Source organism: Coprococcus sp. TF11-13 (genome assembly GCF_003481085.1).
Classification (GTDB): domain Bacteria; phylum Bacillota; class Clostridia; order Lachnospirales; family Lachnospiraceae; genus Coprococcus; species Coprococcus aceti.
The window spans coordinates 89,263-106,824 of sequence record NZ_QUKK01000006.1 but is presented as its reverse complement, the minus strand read 5'-3'; the positions used below and the strand labels follow the sequence as shown (position 1 = coordinate 106,824).

The following is a 17,562-nucleotide window of genomic DNA, read 5'->3' as shown; positions in this document are numbered from 1 at the left end:
ATGAAGAAGAGGACTATTGCCAGAATGATGGCGGCCGTTATGGTCGTGAGTATGCTTGCTGGTTGTGGTGACTCAGACGGCGATACAGCGAAGAATGTGAATCTTGATCCAGATCATCCGGTATCACTGAAGATATGGCATTACTACAATGGAACCCAGCAGGCAATATTTGACAATCTGGTTGATGAGTTCAATGCTACCAAGGGCAAGGATGAAGGGATATCTGTCCAAGCCGGTGAACATAGGAAAGTTTGAGGAAATGCTCTACGAGGTATGGAGCAGTCATAACAGAGAATTCAGCGTATTGCGCTAAGGGGGGGATAAATATGACACAGCACTTGCAGACGATGATGTGTGAATACACCATACTGATAATCATGCTCTATATAGGTGTGAGATGTCTTAATCAAAGAAATAATAAGATCATAAGATCGTTTTCTCATTTTGTATTCGGAGTAATTGCTTTCCAGATAATAAATATACCTGTAAGAATGGTTGACGCAGGACTGGTGCGTATGCCGGCCACGGTGGTTTTTGTGTTGAATTGCGGATTCATGATCGCAGAGACATTTGTGACATATGAATGGTTTTATTTTTTCGAGAGCATACAGAATTCATTATTTGTGGAAAAAAAGATAATACGGGTATTGCGCAGTATTCCGCTTGTTCTGATGATTGTGCTGTGTGTGGTCTCGTGGTGGACAGGCTGGCTTTTCTACGTGGATGATACGGGCATGTATCGCAGAGGAGCATTGTTCGCACTTCAGGTGGTACTTCCATATACCTATGTATTTGTGACACTCGTCAGTGCGATAGTATATTCCATTACCAGAAGAGAGAAGAGATCTGCCGTCATCATAACTATAGCACTCATACCTGCGCTTATATGTTCAGTGTTGCAGATTGTTGCGGGTGGTTCTTATGTTCTGGCTGGACTGACGCTTTCGGCGATGTTCGTGTATATAGAGCTCTGCATGGAGGATATCAGAAAGATTGAGAAGCTTGAGGTTATCGAGAAGGCCAACCACGATCTGGAGAATGCCCTGGATATGGCGAATAAGGCTAACAACGCCAAGACGGTGTTCCTCAACTCCATGTCTCATGATATAAGAACCCCTATGAACGCGATAATAGGCTTCACAGACCTTCTGAATGACAACCTGTCCGACCAGGACAAGGCGCGCGATTATATAGCCAAGATCAGATCATCAAGTGATTATCTGTTGTCTCTTATCAACAATGTATTGGAAATGGCGAGGATAGAGAGTGGCAAGACAGAACTGGACGAGAGCAGTATATCACTCAAAAGTCTTGATTCGGTGTACTGGCTGTTTGAGAGCCAGATGAAGGAGAAGAACATAGACTTTACATGGAATGTGAATGCCCAGCACAATAATATACAGTGTGATGTTGTGAAACTGAAAGAGATACTTATGAACATCATCAACAACGCATACAAATATTCTCTTCCGGGGGACAGCGTTACCGTGAATATAGACGAGCTTCCGTGCGACAGGGACGGCTATGTGAAGATCCGCACGATGGTGAGCGACACGGGAATCGGAATGTCAGAGGATTTCCTGGAGCACATATTTGAGGATTTCAGCAGGGAGCAGACATCTACGGAGAGTGGACAGTTCGGAACAGGACTCGGCATGGCGATAGTCAAGAAGATAGTCGATCTCATGGGCGGAGATATAGACGTACAGAGTGAGCCGGGCAAGGGAACCACATTTACCGTGACGCTCACACACAGAATATCGGAGGAGATAACTGACATAGGTGCGGTCTCGAAACGCAATGAAGATTATTCATTTGAGGGCAGAAGAATACTCCTGGCGGAGGATAACGACCTGAATGCGGAGATAGCCATGACCATACTTGCCGGCGCAGGCATGGAGGTCGACCACGCTGCAGACGGAATCCAGTGTATAGACATGCTGGAGAAAGCGGAGCCTGAATACTACGATCTCATTCTCATGGATATACAGATGCCGAACATGGACGGCTACAAGGCAACCATGCTCATACGAAAGCTTGACGACAAACGGCTTGCAGATATACCTATAATCGCCATGACCGCGAATGCGTTCAACGAAGACCGTAAGAAAGCATTTGAAGCGGGCATGAACGGACACATAGCAAAGCCGATAAGCGCAGCGGATCTAAAGATGACGCTGGCCGGGATCATGGAAGAATAATTTTGATGATTTTCCACATAATAACTCCAAAGCAATTATTTAACATGCAATGGAGGGTTGATACTGTTTATGAAGGCGACAGGAATAGTGAGAAGAATAGACGATCTCGGAAGGATAGTCGTCCCGAAGGAGATAAGAAAGGTCCTCAGGATAAGAGAGGGGGATCCACTGGAGATATTTACCGGCAAGGAGGGCGAGATCGTTCTCAAGAAGTATTCGCCCATGGCTGATCTGACTGCATTTGCACAGCAGTATGTGGAGGCCATATCCCAGAGCCTTGGGCTTCCCGTGGCTATCACGGATCGTGATTCTGTCATAGCGGTGGCGGGGATGCCTAAGAGGGAGCTGATGGGCAAGGAGCTTCACAGTGAGCTTGAGAGCGTGATAAACGACAGGAAAGCGATAGTTGCCCGCAAAGGCGATGCGAAGTTCATACACATAACCACAGACGACCTGGATTACGATGGACAGGTGGTGCAGACCATTATATCAGAGGGCGATGCAGTGGGCTCTGTCATCGTGATAGTGCGTGACAGCGGACACAGAATAGGAGAGATAGAGCAAAAAGCAGCGGTGATCGCGGCGGCATTTTTGGGCAAACAGATGGAAGGGTAGCCGGTAATGCAAGAATTTGGCAAAAAGTGAGTAAAATCAAGGGGTTTCGGCCTCGAAATCCCTTATTTTCCTTGACAAATATAACCATTTTAGGTATAACTATACATGTTGAGCTCAGAGTTTTCTGCTTTTGCGGGTAGCAGGCGGATGACAGAGAGCATTTATTTTTTTAAAGGAGGAATTATCTAATGAATAAGACAGAATTAGTTGCAGCAATCGCTGAGAAGACAGAATTATCAAAGAAGGACGCTGAGGCAGCATTAAAGGCTTTCACAGACGTTGTAGCAGATGAGTTAAAGAAAGGTGAGAAGATTCAGTTAGTTGGATTTGGTACATTCGAGGTATCAGAGAGACCAGCTAGAGAGGGTAGAAACCCAAGAACTGGCGAGACAATGACTATCGCTGCTTCAAAGGCACCTAAGTTCAAGGCTGGAAAGGCATTAAAGGATTCAATCAACTAATCTTTAAGGGTTTGATATGAGACTTGATAAATATCTTAAGGTATCCAGGATCATCAAGAGAAGAACCGTGGCGAACGAGGCATGCGATGCCGGAAGAGTCATGGTCAACGACAAAGTGGCTAAGGCCGGAACCGATGTCAAGGTTGGAGATGTTATCGAGATAGCATTTGGCAACAAGACGGTGAAGGTCAGAGTTACAATGATTGCAGATTCCACTAAAAAGGAAGATGCCAAGGATATGTTTGAGTATGTGTAAAAATATGCCGGAATATACATAGTGTATTCCGGCATATTTTTTTTGTGGGCTCATATAGTTTATTAAATAGCTTGAGAAGGTTTCTGAACATGGGGGAAGTTAATAAGGCAAAAACCCACAAGGTGGTCATGGACAACAGGAACAGTCTGTCCATGACAGGGATCAGCAAGGTCACATCCATAGATCCTGATCTGGTTCTGCTGGTGACCGAGCAGGGGAAACTCAAGATAATAGGCAAGAATATGCAGGCGACAAATCTGGACCTTGACAAGGGAATACTGGATCTCACAGGAAATATCAACTCCATGATATATTCGGGTGACAAGGAAGGTGCTTTTTCTATAAAGGGGTTGTTCAAGTGATGAGCGATATGGCGGCAGGGCAGCTCTGGGGATATGGGATAAGTGTTGCAGCCGGAGCGTGCTCAGGTGTACTGGGATCGCTGTTCTGGTTCATCTCAAAGCTCTTTAGGAACAGCCGTGCGGTGGCGTGGATATGCGATATTACACTTTGGTTGATATTAAGTGTAGTAGTTATGGCGGTCAGTTACATATGCTGTGACGGAGATCTGAGACTATATATTTTTTTAGGATTTTTTTCAAGTTTTTTACTTGTATTTTTTACTATAAATTGGGCTGCTTCGAAAATTGCAAACCATATATTGTGTAAGAAAAAACAAGATTCAAAAAATGTGAAAATGTGACGGCGAAAAGTGCGTTGACATAATTAGTCTTAAATAGTAAAATTATGTCAATATGTTCGTTTGGCTACGAACTTTTTGTATATTATTACAAGAAAAGACAAGTAATAAAGTAATGAATGGGGAGTTTCTAATGAGTAAGACGGTCGGCAGATCAAAGTCAAAAAAGAATAACAAGATCACAACGAAGCTTGGAATGGTTCTGGTTGTGAGCTGTCTGATATTGCTGGCAGTGGTTGTACTGTACAAAGCACAGAGCCTGAAAGCACAGAAGGAGAGCCTGCAGGTTCAGGCGGCGGAGCTTCAGGAACAGCTTGACAGTGCGAAGGAAGATTATAAGAAGCTTGAAGAGCGTGAGAAATATATGCAGACAGATGAGTATGTTGAGGATGTGGCCAGATCACAGCTCGGTCTCATATATCCTGACGAAATCGTGGTAAAGCCGGAGGAATAAAGTCAGAACATAGCGGATGCTGATTTCAGCATTCGCTATTTTTTTGCGCATTTGACGGATATACTTCTTGTCACTATGAACAGGAAGGCGGGAAAGTGTTGATGAGAGAAAAGGTAAATGGGTTCGTCGGAGTGATGGCGGTGGCTATTCTGTGTATGGTCAGCGGCTTATGCATGGTCTGGGGGATAGCCCCGGTGGTTCTGGCTGTGTATGTGGCGGCCTGTGCGGTGTGTGGGAGATACATGATAACCTGCATCGGGTGTGCGGCGGGAGTCGCAGCCGGATCTATGGGCATAGCAGGGCTGTTGCACGCAGATGAGTATATGATACCGGGACCTGTGTATTCCGGTGTGATGGTGACGGAGAAATATCTGGTGCTGCTGGGACTTGCGATGTGTCTTATGAAGATCGTGTACTCCAGAAATTCCAGATCGTATGTCAGGGTGATCGTCGTCATGTCGGCTGCCGTGCTTATGGGAAACATAGTGGTATATGCGGATAACATGCTTATGGCTGCCGCTTATGGAGTGGTGGAGGCTGCGATATTCATGTGTGCCAGTGTGATACTGAAACCGGGGATTGGACTTCTATATACATATATCTGCGGGGATGCCTCGGATGTGGAGAGGGATGAGAGCTGGAATGTAAGTCAGGGCATAGTGAGCCTCATGGCGCTGGCGGCGGTCGTTCTGTGGGTTGTTCCGGGTGAGGATATCTACGGTGTGAATCCGGCATTTATGCTGGCTCTAGTTCTGATATTGTACGCGGTGTATAGAACTGGAGCGGTGTACGGATGCGGAATGGCGGCGGTGGCGGGAAGCATCGTGTCGGTCAAGCTGAATGACAGCAGGTGGCTCATGTGGATGCTCCTTGTGACGCTGGTCATGCTCATAGGCCGGGCACTCACTGGGAGAAGAAAGGTGTCTGCAAGTCTGTTCTATGTTCTGGGATGCGTTCTTGCCTCCGTGGCGGATGGGACAGTGCTGTGGAACGGCTCTGGGCGGGAGATCGCATTTTACTATATAAATATCGCCGTTCCGGTCGTATTGTTCGCGTGTATACCTGGTGCTCTGCTGGGCGCCATGGACGAGGAGACAGATCCGGCGTGTCTTCAGGCGGCCGCTGCGGAGATTAACAGACTCACGGCCTGCAAGATAGAAGATATGGCAAATGTGTTTAGACGGCTCGATTATACATTTGCCGGGAGCGATGAGCCGGCGATAAGCTTGGGACAGATCGGCGAGCTCGTGGATGGCTTCAGGAGACAGATAGATCTGATAGGTGAGGCGAGGGAGATATCCGATGAAAAGCTGCTGGGGCAGATAAGATCGCTGGGGATGGACGAGGTCAGGGTCACGGCATCCATGGACAGTGGCAACAGGAGCCGATACTATGTGGCGGGAAAAACGTCAGGTCAGGGCATGGTGCTGTCAAGACAGGTGGCTGATGTACTGAGTGGGTACTTCAGGAAGAATATAAGGGCGGGCATGGATTCGCCGAGCCTTTTCTTCGATGAGTATAGATCTGCCGTGTACGAGGAGGCGGCGCGTTACAAGGGGCGTTACCATGTCAGAAGGATAAAGAAATATGGCTCTCCGGTGTCGGGGGATAATTTCTCGGTGAAGGAGTATGAGGATGGCAGGCTGGTGATGATGCTGTCTGACGGCATGGGAAGCGGAAGCCTGGCCTCCTGCGAGAGCTGCATGATGCTGGACACAATGGAGGAGCTGCTGGAGGCGGGATTTACCCCGGAGTACAGCATTGCATTTGCCAATCGATGTATGTCCAGAAGAAATAAGGGCAGAATATTCACGACATTTGATATGGTGGTCATAGACATGTACGACGGCACCATGAGGAGCTTCAAGCAGGGGGCGTCGGTGACCTATGTGATACGCCCGGGCGATGATGGAAATGAGGTCCGCCAGATAACGAGCACTACTCTTCCCGTGGGCGTGCTGGACGATGCCGAGTGCGACATGGCGGATGAGAAACTTGCGGCGGGGGATGCCGTGGTCATGGTAAGCGATGGGCTCTCGGATATGGATGTGTCCGATCACATGCAGGATGTGCTCAAGGGAATAAGAGTGGGTGACAGCAGACGGATGGTCGATGATATACTGGGCGCCATGATAGGACAGGGGGATGTGTCGCTTCGGGATGACGTGACGGTCATGGCGGCGGTGATATCAGGATCTGAGAAAAGTAGCGCAGCCTGAGTAACTCTATGCTATAATATGAAATTATGATATTTACAGAAGGATAAATGTATGGATGTATTTGAAAAAAATGTTCTTGAGTATATAAGAAAATACCACATGTTTGATGGTATAAGTCACTGCGTGTGCGGTGTGTCCGGCGGCGCGGATTCGGTGAGCCTGCTCACGGTGCTGGCAAGGCACAGGGCGGAGCTGGGAATAGATATACACGTTGTACACATAAATCACATGATACGCGGTGAGGCTGCGGATGGTGACCAGAGCTACGTTGAGACTTTGTGTGGTGAATATGGTGTCACATGCGACTCTTACAGGATCGATGTCAGGAAGCTTGCGGAGCAGGCCGGACAGACCGTGGAGGAGGCCGGACGCCATGCAAGATATGATGCATTTGACAGGATGCGTGCCAGATATGCGGATGAGGGCTGTGTGATCGCAGTCGCCCACAACCGCAACGATGTGGCTGAGACGGTTCTGTTCAACATGGCGAGGGGAACCGGAATGGGCGGCATAAAGGGTATAGCCCCGGTGAGGGATCACATAGTGAGACCGCTTCTTGGGAGCGACAGGAGCCACATAGAGGAATATCTTGACCGGCAGGGGATCAGATACTGTACGGATGCCACCAACAATGAGGATGATTACACCAGGAACAAGATAAGACACAGGATACTTCCTCTTATGAATGAGATAAATGGACAGGCCACGGAGCACATTTGCCAGATGGCCATGATGGCGGCTGATTACGAGCGGCTTGCTGCCGGACTGGTTGATGATTTCCTGACGGGACAGGGAATTGATGTCAGAAGTGAAGGCTGTGGCTGGACCGGAGACAGCACTGACCGGAGATATGAGCTGGACATGGCGGCTCTCAAGGAGCAGGACAGGCTCGTGCAGGAGCTTGTCATAAGAAAGCTCATCGGAATGGTGTGCGGAGGCCTGAAGGATATCGGCATGAGCCATGTGTCGGAGGTTACGAAGCTGTACTCGGCTGACACCGGGGCGGGGATCAATCTTCCTGCCGGTGCGAGGGTGTGGCTGGAGTACGGCAGACTGGTATTTGCCGGCGGTGAGAACCGCGCCGGTGACCAGAGCTGTCAGGATGGCGGGCTGCCGGGCTGCGTGGACATAGACATCACCTGTGATGGTGAGTATGAGCTGTGTGAGGGAAGGCTTACGGTCAGGATCTACGACAGACCTGAAGCCCTTGATCTTGCAAAAAAAGAGTGTACGAAGTTTCTTGATTATGGTAAAATAAAACAGTGTCTGCAGTTGCGGACATTTGAAAACGGGGATTATATAGTCGTTAATTCTGCGGGCTCGAGAAAGAAGCTCAACCGTCTGTATACTGACTGTAAGATACCGGTGGACAAGCGGCGTCATATTCCACTTGTGACATCCGGGCAGGAGGTCGTGTGGGCCGTGGGACTCAGGATTGGCGAGAATTATAAAGTGACAGAAGATACACAAAAGATAATTGAGTTGAATTTTAACAGGAGGAAACAGAGTTGAAAGAACAGATTGGTGTTATGCTCAGCAGCAGTGAGGTGGAAAACAGAATAAGCGAGATGGCAGCAGCCATAGATAAGGCATATGAGGGAAAGACGATACATTTGATCGGAATCCTTAAGGGAAGCGTGTTCTTCATGTGTGAGCTTGCGAAGAGAATGAAGAGTCCGGTCACCATGGACTTCATGTCTGTGAGCAGCTATGGCGATGGAACAAAGTCATCAGGTATTGTCAAGCTGAACAAGGACCTTGATGAGTCTATAGAGGGAAAGGATGTAATCATCGTGGAGGACATTCTTGATTCGGGAAGAACCCTTTCATACCTTGTGAAGCTTCTCGGCGAGAGAAAGCCTGCAAGCCTTGAGGTTGTGACCCTGCTTGACAAGCCGGACAGAAGAGTTATCCCGGTTGAGCTGTATATGACAGGTTTTGAGATCCCTGACAGATTTGTTGTGGGATACGGCCTTGACTGTGCCCAGAAGTACAGAAACCTTCCATATATAGGTGTCATAGAGCAGTAATATATTGATTAAGGAGCATATACATGGAAAATATGGATAAGAGAAAATTCAGGAATGGAATGATAATCTATCTGTTGATCCTGATAGTTGCTTTCATCCTCATAAACAGATGGATGCAGAGCGACAAGATTGAAGTGACCACCACTTACAGTTACACAGATCTGACAGAGGATTTGGATGATGGCAAGATATTGGCATTGTCGATACAGCCAAATGCAGAGATTCCTACGGCGATAGTTCAGGTGCAGTTCACCAACGGAAAGACTCTTGCATTTTATTCCACAGATGTCAATGATGTCGTGAAGATTTATAACGACTATCAGGCAAGTGTGGACAAGTATAATGCGACCGTAAGCTCGGATGACGATAAGAAGGTCGTTGCCAGATGCAGCCTGAACGATGTGGAGAAGACGAGCATATGGAGTGTGATAATTCCGTATGCCCTTGTCATGATCGTCATGTTCTTTGTCATGCTGCTGTTCGTGAGATCATCACAGGGCGGTGGAGGCCAGATGATGAACTTTGGCAAGAGCAGGGCGAAAATGACAGAGCCTGATGAGAAAGAGAAGGAAGATAAGAAAAATAATAAGAAGAAAATAACATTTGACGATGTTGCCGGTCTCAGTGAGGAGAAAGAGGATCTCGAAGAGATAGTGTGCTTCCTCAAGAACCCAGGCAGATTCATCAAGGTCGGTGCACGTATACCGAAGGGAGTTCTTCTTGTCGGCCCTCCTGGAACAGGTAAGACACTCATGGCAAAGGCCATAGCAGGAGAGGCGGGGGTTCCGTTCTTCAGTATTTCAGGATCAGACTTCGTGGAGATGTTCGTCGGTGTCGGTGCAGCGAGAGTGAGAGATCTTTTTGCACAGGCAAAGAAGAATGCACCATGTATCGTATTTATAGATGAGATCGATGCTGTTGCCAGACAGAGAGGTACAGGACTTGGCGGTGGACATGACGAGCGTGAGCAGACTCTGAACCAGCTCCTTGTAGAGATGGATGGATTCGGAGCGAATGAGGGAATCATAGTTCTTGCAGCTACCAACCGTGTGGACATACTGGATAAAGCGATCCTCCGTCCGGGACGTTTTGACAGAAAGATATCTGTCAATCCTCCTGATATCAAGGGCAGAGAGGAAATCCTCAAGCTTCATGTTGCGAACAAGCCTCTGGCAGAAGATGTTGATCTCAACGAGATCTCCAGAACAACAGCCGGATTTTCGGGAGCTGATCTTGAGAACCTGATGAATGAGGCTGCGATCTCTGCTGCGAAGGCCGGCAGGGAATATATCAATAAGGAAGATGTCGACAAATCATATATCAAGGTTGGAGTCGGTGGTGAGAAGAGGAGCCATGTGGTCTCCGAGGAAGATCGTAAAATCACGGCATATCACGAGTCGGGACATGCGATACTGTTCCATCTCCTTCCATATGTTGGCCCGGTGCATATTGTGTCTATCATACCTACAGGTACCGGAGCCGGAGGATATACCATGCCGCTTCCACAGGGTGATCAGGAATATCTTACTAAAGCGCATTTGCTCAACGAGATAAAAGTTAGCATGGGCGGAAGAATTGCAGAGAAGATCATATTTGGCAATTTTACCACGGGTGCTTCACAGGATATCAAGATGGCCAGCGGTTATGCAAGATCCATGGTTACGAAGTATGGAATGTCCGAAAATCTTGGATTTATCAACTATGAGAGCGATGATCAGGAGGAGGTATTCCTCGGGAAAAATCTTGGACATACCAAGCCATACAGCGAAAAGATAGCCGCCGTCATAGATGAGGAGGTTAAGCGGATCGTTGACGAGTGTTACAGGGAGGCTTATGAGATTCTGGAGCAGAATGTGGATGTTCTTCACAAGTCTGCAAAGCTTCTTCTTGAGAAGGAGAGAATAACAGGAGCTGAGTTTGAAGCACTGTTCGATAGAGACGATGCTAAGGATGCAGATGCAGATGTTCAGAGCAACGGTGCAGAGCAGAGTACAGCAGAGAATGTAAATGCAGTAGATAATGCTGTTGCAGAGCAGAAAGCTGAGACTCAGACAGACAAACAGTAATATATAAAGACAATACAGATGCCCGCAGTTTTCTTGCGGGCATTTGGCTTATGTTGGATATATGACGGAAGGGAGAACAAAGGATGAAGATAATAAAGAGAGGGATAAATGCGGTGATACCGTTCCTGCTGGCAAATGTATATCTGCTGACAAGATGTCCGGAGTGGAATATACCACTCATGCCGCTTATAGTTGTGGTGTTCATAGCAGTATATGTACTGCTGACCGCGATGCCGCTTCTCGGTCTGAAGAATATACAGTCTAAGGGTATCAGAAGGTGTCAGAGGGGATGCGAGAATCTGTATTCTTTCCTGGCGGCAACGGTCATGTCTGTGGCTGTGCTGATACTAATGTTGGTGCATGTGATAGATGCCAGGGCATGGACGTGGAAGAACTGGGTTCTGTACATACTCACGGCGGTGGCTGTACTGGCGGTCACATTCTGGGTTGGAATAATAAGAATATATGTGTCATCCAGGCAGCTCGGTATCAAGTGGAGAGTGATCGGTATACTGTGCGGTTGGATTCCGGTGGTACATCTGATAGTCCTTGGCAAGCTGATAAGTCTGGCATCCGGTGAGGCGGCCTTGGAGAACGAGAAGCTGATACGGGATAAGGCAAGACAGGCGGACCGGGTCTGCGCCACCAGATACCCGATATTGATGGTACACGGAGTGTTCTTCAGGGATTTCAGGTATCTGAATTACTGGGGCAGGATCCCTGCGGCGCTTGAGGCAAATGGAGCTACCATATTCTACGGAAACCATCAGTCCGCCGCATCTGTGGCAGACTCCGGACGGGAGATAGCTGACAGGATACAGCAGATATTGAAGGAAACAGGATGCGGAAAGGTGAATATCATAGCCCATTCCAAGGGAGGCCTTGACAGCAGATATGCCATATCGAAGCTCGGCATGGCCCCTTATGTAGCATCACTCACAACGATTAACACTCCGCACAGGGGATGCGAATTTGCGGATTATCTTCTGGGCAAGATACCGGAGAAACAGCAGCAGACCGTGGCAAATGCCTACAATTCTGCACTCAAGAAGCTGGGTGACACAAACCCGGACTTCATAGCTGCGGTGACGGATCTCACGGCATCAGCGTGTGAAAACCTGAACAGAGAGCTCCCTGATCCGCAGGGGGTATACATACAGAGCACGGGTTCATGTATGAAGAAGCCTTCCGGCGGACGCTTCCCGCTCAACACCACCAATGCATTCGTAAAGCAGTTTGATGGTGAGAACGATGGACTTGTCGGATATGAATCTTTCAAATGGGGCTCAAACTTCATATATCTGAAGCCTCAGGGCAGGCGTGGAATCTCCCACGGAGACGTGATAGACCTGAACAGGGAAAATATAGATACATTTGATGTGAGGGAATTTTATGTGGAGCTTGTGAGTGACCTGAAGAGACGCGGTTTTTAGAAAATGCCCGGTGTTTTGTCTAATGTGAACAATAAAAAGTAAAAATCAGGTAATATTCAGGAAATGTATTGTGATATTGCACAATGACATTTGCCAAATAAAAAAATGTTTGGGCAGACTTTTGACGGAATTTGTATATAATAATATTTGTAACCCCCAATACATTATATAGTTTTGGCTACACCCCATAAAAGTAACAAAATACCTTCTCCAAAAGAGACAGTCGTTCGGTGACTGTCTCTTTTACTTTTGGTTAAAACAGAAATTGGGCAGGATGGTCTGATATGAGGCGATTCCTGCTGTATATTTGCAGCTAATATATGTTTTATCTTGTTGCCTAATCTCCCGAAAAGTATTAATATAAAAAAGAGTATGTGCAAGGGAGATTTTATTGTATGGTGGAAAAGAAGACCAATGGGCAGAAGATACATGATTATGTATATAATGTAAAGCCCATACTAAATAAAGGCGGACTGTTTGCGGACGGAAGCAAATATTATGTCAGCCCACAGGAGCCGGATGTGGATCAGGATGTGAATGTCAGATTCAGGACTACAGCCGATAATGTGGATGAAGTGTTCCTTATATATAATGAAGAAAAGATACAGATGACAAAGGAGAGTTCCAACAGAATATTTGACTTTTATACGGCAACGATACCTGGAGGTCTGCCATTCATAAGATATCATTTTGAGATACATTCGGGAAGGGTCACATGCTTTTATGACAAGCTGGGACCTACGAAGCAGAACGACAGAGAGTACGACTTTGAGATATGTCCGGGATTCAAGGTACCGGAGTGGGCAAAGGGTGCGGTATTTTATCAGATATTTGTGGACAGGTTCTGCAACGGGGATACTTCCAATGATGTGCTGGATAATGAGTACGCATATATAGGTACCGGTTCAGTTCAGGTAAAGGACTGGAATCAGAGGCCGAGCATCATGGATGTGGGACGTTTCTATGGCGGAGATCTCCAGGGTGTCAAGGATAAGCTTGATTATCTGCAGGATCTGGGAGTGGATGTAATATATCTGAACCCTATATTCGTATCACCATCCAACCATAAGTATGATATACAGGATTATGATTATGTCGATCCTCATTTTGGAAGGATCGTTGACGATGAGGGTGACTGCCTTCCGGGCGGATGCCTTGAGAACAAGCAGTCGTCGAGATATATCAACAGAGTTACAAATAAAAAGAATCTTGAGGCTAGCAATCAGCTCTTTGCCGAGCTGGTTGAGGAGATACACAAGCGTGGCATGAAGGTCATCCTGGATGGCGTGTTCAACCACTGTGGTTCATTCAACAAATGGATGGACAGGGAGTGTATATACGAGAATCAGGAGGGCTACGAGAAGGGTGCGTTTGTATCGAAGGATAGCCCTTACAACACTTTCTTCAAGTTTTACAATGACAATGCATGGCCGTACAATACAACATATGATGGCTGGTGGGGACATGACACTCTTCCAAAGCTCAACTATGAGGACTCGCCGAAGCTGGTTGAGTACATTATGAAGATAGCAAGGAAATGGGTGTCACCTCCGTATAATGCAGATGGATGGCGACTTGATGTGGCTGCGGATTTGGGACATTCCCCTGAGTACAATCACCAGTTCTGGCGGGAGTTCAGGAGAAATGTAAAAGAGGCTAATCCGAATGCCATTATTCTGGCGGAGCACTATGGTGATCCGAAGAGCTGGCTGAAGGGCGACCAGTGGGATACAGTCATGAACTACGATGCGTTCATGGAGCCTATCACATGGTTCCTCTGCGGTGTTGAGAAGCACAGCGACGAGTTCCGCGGTGACCTTCTGGGTAATTATGATGCGTTCAAGGGCGCGATGAACTATCACATGTCCAGATTCCTGAGACCATCGATAGACGTGTCCATGAATGAGCTGTCCAACCACGACCATTCCAGATTCCTCACGAGAACCAACAGAAAGGTCGGACGTCTTCACACCATGGGAGCGGATGCTGCTGATCAGGGCGTGGACAAGGGTATATTCAGACAGGCTGTAGTATTCCAGATGACATGGCCGGGCGCTCCTACCATATACTATGGCGATGAGGCCGGTGTGTGCGGATGGACAGATCCAGACAACAGAAGAACTTATCCATGGGGACACGAGGATCAGGAGCTTATACAGTTCCACAAGGATATGATAAAGATACACAAGTCGTATGAGGCACTTAAGTCGGGTTCGGTATTATATCTCCATGGCGGACATAAGATACTTTGCTATGGAAGATTTACGGACAACAAGCAGGTGGTAGTCATCATGAACACCAACTATGAGGATGTGGATCTGAAGCTTCATATCCGTCAGATAGGTGTGTACAACCACTCGATACTCAGAAGAGTCATGCTGACAAATGAAGAGGGGTACACGCTGGAGCCACAGGATTTCATGGTGGAGCACAACGTACTTACGATCAAAGCCCCTAAGATGAGCGCGATGGTGCTTGTTCGTGCCTGATGGCCGGAAGACAAAGATATACAAGACAAAGATATATGACATAAAAATATAAAAAAGTTCCTTTGGACGAATGATGTTATTGAAAGAATCATTTGCCGGGGAGCTTTTTTATTTGCAAGAGTAATGCTTGCACAGAAAATGGATTGAAAATGGAATTGCTTGCCCGTGTTATCGTCTAAATCTGCGGCGAGCCGAATTCTATGTTTGTCCATGACTTTGTAACGATCCAAGAAACACCATCCAAGAAACACAATTTAGAAAACAGATAGATTAAACTACAGGTTGGGTGAAAAATATAGGGAGATAGGGTATATTGGACAAAATAGTATTGTAAAGAAGGAGGCAGATAGAATATGAGAGTATTGCTTTTGCTTAGGGGATCTGCCGGTTGTGGCAAATCTACATGGATCGAGCAGAATGGATTAAAACCATACACACTTTCAGCGGACGACATCAGACTGCTTTGTCAGAGTCCGGTGCTGCAGGTGGATGGTACGAGAGGAATCAGTCAGAACAATGATGGTACGGTGTGGAAGACATTGTTCAGCCTTCTTGAGATCCGCATGCAGAAGGGCGAATTTACGGTGATAGATGCCACAAATTCCAAGACTTCGGAGATGAACAGATATAAGAATATGTGTGAGACGTACAGATACAGAATGTATTGTGTAGATTTTACAGATATACCTATAGAAGAGGTGAAGAGAAGAAATGCCGGGAGGGAAGAGTTCAAGAGGGTATCAGATGACGTTATTGACAAGATGTACTCCCGCTTTGCCACACAAAAGATCCCTTCGGGAATCACGGTCATAAAGCCGGACGAGCTTGACAGCATCTGGATGAAGAAGAGGGATTTCTCCCAGTATAAGAGGATCCATCACATCGGGGACGTTCACGGATGCTATACAGCGCTGATGAAGTATCTGGATGACAATGGCGGTATAAAGGATGATGAGTTCTATATATTTACAGGTGATTATATCGACAGAGGCGTGGAGAATGCGGAGGTTGTAAATTTCCTGATATCTATCACGGACAGGAAGAATGTTCTCATGCTTGAGGGCAATCACGAGAGATGGCTGTGGCTGTGGGCAAATGACTGCACCGGCAGGTCGAAGGAGTTTGAGCTTGTGACAAGACCAATCCTCGATGCTTCCGGAATCGACAAGAAGGAGGTGCGGAAGCTTTACAGAAGGTTTGGACAGTGTGCTTACTATAGCTACGGTGATAATGTATATCTGGTGACCCATGCGGGACTCAGTGTGATTCCCGACAATCTCACATTTGTGGCAACTGATCAGATGATACATGGAGTCGGAGCTTACAATGATTTCGAGAAGATCGCAGAGACATTCTACGGGAAGATGCCGGCGAATTACTATCAGATCCATGGACACAGGAACACCAAGCTGCTCCCGGTGCGGGTGAATGACAGAGTGTTCAACCTTGAGGGCAGAGTCGAGTATGGCGGGGAACTCAGATGCGTTCGGGTGGATGCTGATGGAATCCATGAGGTGGAGATCCACAACGATGTGTTCAAGGCACCTGAGATACAGGAGGAACAGACCGTTACCACAAGCTCTGTTGCAGATGTGATCATCTCCTTGCGGGGGAACAGGTACATACAGGAGAAGACATTTGGCAATATTTCGTCATTCAACTTCACGAGCAAGGCATTCAATGACAGGGTGTGGGATGAGCAGACCACAAGAGCAAGGGGCTTGTACATTGACACATTCAAGGGAAGAGTCGCAGCGAGGGCGTATGACAAGTTCTTTAATATCAATGAGCGCCCTGAGACAAAGTTTGATATGCTGCAGAATAAGCTGCAGTTTCCAGTGACTGCCTATGTCAAGGAGAACGGTTTCCTGGGACTCGTGAGCTACGATGAGTACAACGACGATCTGTTGATAGCGAGCAAATCCACCATAGAGGGACCATTCGCCGGCTGGCTGAAGAATATGATATATGAGAAGGTGACACCGGAGAATATAGAGAATATGAAGCGGTTTGCGAAGGACAATAATGTGACATTTGTATTTGAGTGTGTTGATATGAAGCATGATCCTCACATCATAGAGTACCCGGAGAGCAATCTGTATCTGCTTGATATAGTTTACAACCAGATAAACTATGCAAAGTATGATTACGATGCGATGTGTGATACAGCCCACCGGTTCGGCCTGACACCAAAGAAGAAGGCTTGCGAGCTTGCAACCTGGCAGGAGTTCTATGACTGGTATTATGATATCCTTGAGGATGATTACGAGTATAACGGCAGAGTCATAGAGGGGTTTGTCATCGAGGACAGCGACGGATATATGACAAAACTCAAGCTTGCATACTACAATTTCTGGAAGTTTATGAGGACAATATCCCATGAGGCTATCAGAAACGGATATATCAAGAAGACATCGGCACTCACCACCCCTCTTGCAAATGAGTACTATGCGTGGGTGAGAAAGCTTCACGATACAGAGGATCCCGCAAATGTTCCGAGGGATATATGCACGCTTAGAAGATGGTTTTATAATGACATGAAGCAGGCGGAAGGCGATAGCCTGATATAGGTGATCATAAGAGATAACACGGTGAATGTTTGACGGGTTATGTTATATCATGGCAGCAGCCAGACATA

15 protein-coding genes are annotated in these 17,562 nt (G+C 47.0%); all 15 read left to right on the top strand.

What is annotated here, in order from left to right; translation table 11 throughout:
• The 15 genes from DXD11_RS10745 (at nt 1) to DXD11_RS10675 (ending at nt 17,494) form a co-directional block, all read left to right on the top strand.
• A complete protein-coding gene (locus tag DXD11_RS10745) occupies nt 1-255 on the top strand; it encodes a hypothetical protein (RefSeq protein WP_117550161.1) in 255 nt (84 codons plus the stop codon).
• Nucleotides 256-326: 71 nt separating this feature from the next.
• Complete coding sequence (locus DXD11_RS10740; protein WP_118758366.1) at nt 327-2,201, top strand: hybrid sensor histidine kinase/response regulator; 1,875 nt, start codon at nt 327-329, stop codon at nt 2,199-2,201.
• A gap of 69 nt (nt 2,202-2,270) precedes the next feature.
• Nucleotides 2,271-2,816 carry a stage V sporulation protein T gene (gene spoVT / locus DXD11_RS10735; RefSeq protein ID WP_117550165.1) on the top strand — a complete coding sequence of 182 codons (546 nt, stop codon included), beginning with the start codon at nt 2,271-2,273 and terminating at the stop codon, nt 2,814-2,816.
• Between the two features lie 188 nt (nt 2,817-3,004).
• On the top strand, nt 3,005-3,277 hold the full coding sequence (locus tag DXD11_RS10730) for an HU family DNA-binding protein (protein WP_015534609.1): 273 nt from the start codon (nt 3,005-3,007) through the stop codon (nt 3,275-3,277).
• 16 nt (nt 3,278-3,293) lie between these two features.
• Nucleotides 3,294-3,533 (top strand): RNA-binding S4 domain-containing protein, encoded by a 240-nt coding sequence (locus tag DXD11_RS10725; protein ID WP_117550167.1) that lies wholly within the window; start codon nt 3,294-3,296, stop codon nt 3,531-3,533.
• A gap of 89 nt (nt 3,534-3,622) precedes the next feature.
• Nucleotides 3,623-3,895: a YabP/YqfC family sporulation protein gene (locus tag DXD11_RS10720; protein ID WP_055272159.1), complete on the top strand. Its 273-nt coding sequence runs from the start codon at nt 3,623-3,625 to the stop codon at nt 3,893-3,895.
• Nucleotides 3,895-4,236 carry a spore cortex biosynthesis protein YabQ gene (gene yabQ / locus DXD11_RS10715; RefSeq protein ID WP_055272162.1) on the top strand — a complete coding sequence of 114 codons (342 nt, stop codon included), beginning with the start codon at nt 3,895-3,897 and terminating at the stop codon, nt 4,234-4,236. The genes DXD11_RS10720 and yabQ overlap by 1 nt, the downstream gene beginning before the upstream one ends.
• Before the next feature lie 130 nt (nt 4,237-4,366).
• A complete protein-coding gene (locus DXD11_RS10710) occupies nt 4,367-4,687 on the top strand; it encodes an FtsB family cell division protein (protein WP_055145071.1) in 321 nt (106 codons plus the stop codon).
• Nucleotides 4,688-4,788: 101 nt separating this feature from the next.
• Nucleotides 4,789-6,906 (top strand): SpoIIE family protein phosphatase, encoded by a 2,118-nt coding sequence (locus tag DXD11_RS10705; protein ID WP_242992654.1) that lies wholly within the window; start codon nt 4,789-4,791, stop codon nt 6,904-6,906.
• Between the two features lie 51 nt (nt 6,907-6,957).
• Complete coding sequence (gene tilS / locus DXD11_RS10700; protein ID WP_117550171.1) at nt 6,958-8,418, top strand: tRNA lysidine(34) synthetase TilS; 1,461 nt, start codon at nt 6,958-6,960, stop codon at nt 8,416-8,418.
• Nucleotides 8,415-8,936: a hypoxanthine phosphoribosyltransferase gene (hpt, locus tag DXD11_RS10695; protein WP_022216999.1), complete on the top strand. Its 522-nt coding sequence runs from the start codon at nt 8,415-8,417 to the stop codon at nt 8,934-8,936. The genes tilS and hpt overlap by 4 nt, the downstream gene beginning before the upstream one ends.
• A gap of 23 nt (nt 8,937-8,959) precedes the next feature.
• Nucleotides 8,960-11,002 carry an ATP-dependent zinc metalloprotease FtsH gene (ftsH, locus tag DXD11_RS10690; RefSeq protein ID WP_117550173.1) on the top strand — a complete coding sequence of 681 codons (2,043 nt, stop codon included), beginning with the start codon at nt 8,960-8,962 and terminating at the stop codon, nt 11,000-11,002.
• Between the two features lie 83 nt (nt 11,003-11,085).
• A complete protein-coding gene (locus DXD11_RS10685) occupies nt 11,086-12,435 on the top strand; it encodes an esterase/lipase family protein (protein WP_117550176.1) in 1,350 nt (449 codons plus the stop codon).
• 395 nt (nt 12,436-12,830) lie between these two features.
• Complete coding sequence (locus DXD11_RS10680) at nt 12,831-14,924, top strand: glycoside hydrolase family 13 protein (RefSeq protein WP_117550178.1); 2,094 nt, start codon at nt 12,831-12,833, stop codon at nt 14,922-14,924.
• A 353-nt stretch (nt 14,925-15,277) separates the two neighbouring features.
• Nucleotides 15,278-17,494: an RNA ligase gene (locus DXD11_RS10675; RefSeq protein WP_118758365.1), complete on the top strand. Its 2,217-nt coding sequence runs from the start codon at nt 15,278-15,280 to the stop codon at nt 17,492-17,494.
• Nucleotides 17,495-17,562 lie beyond the last annotated feature (68 nt).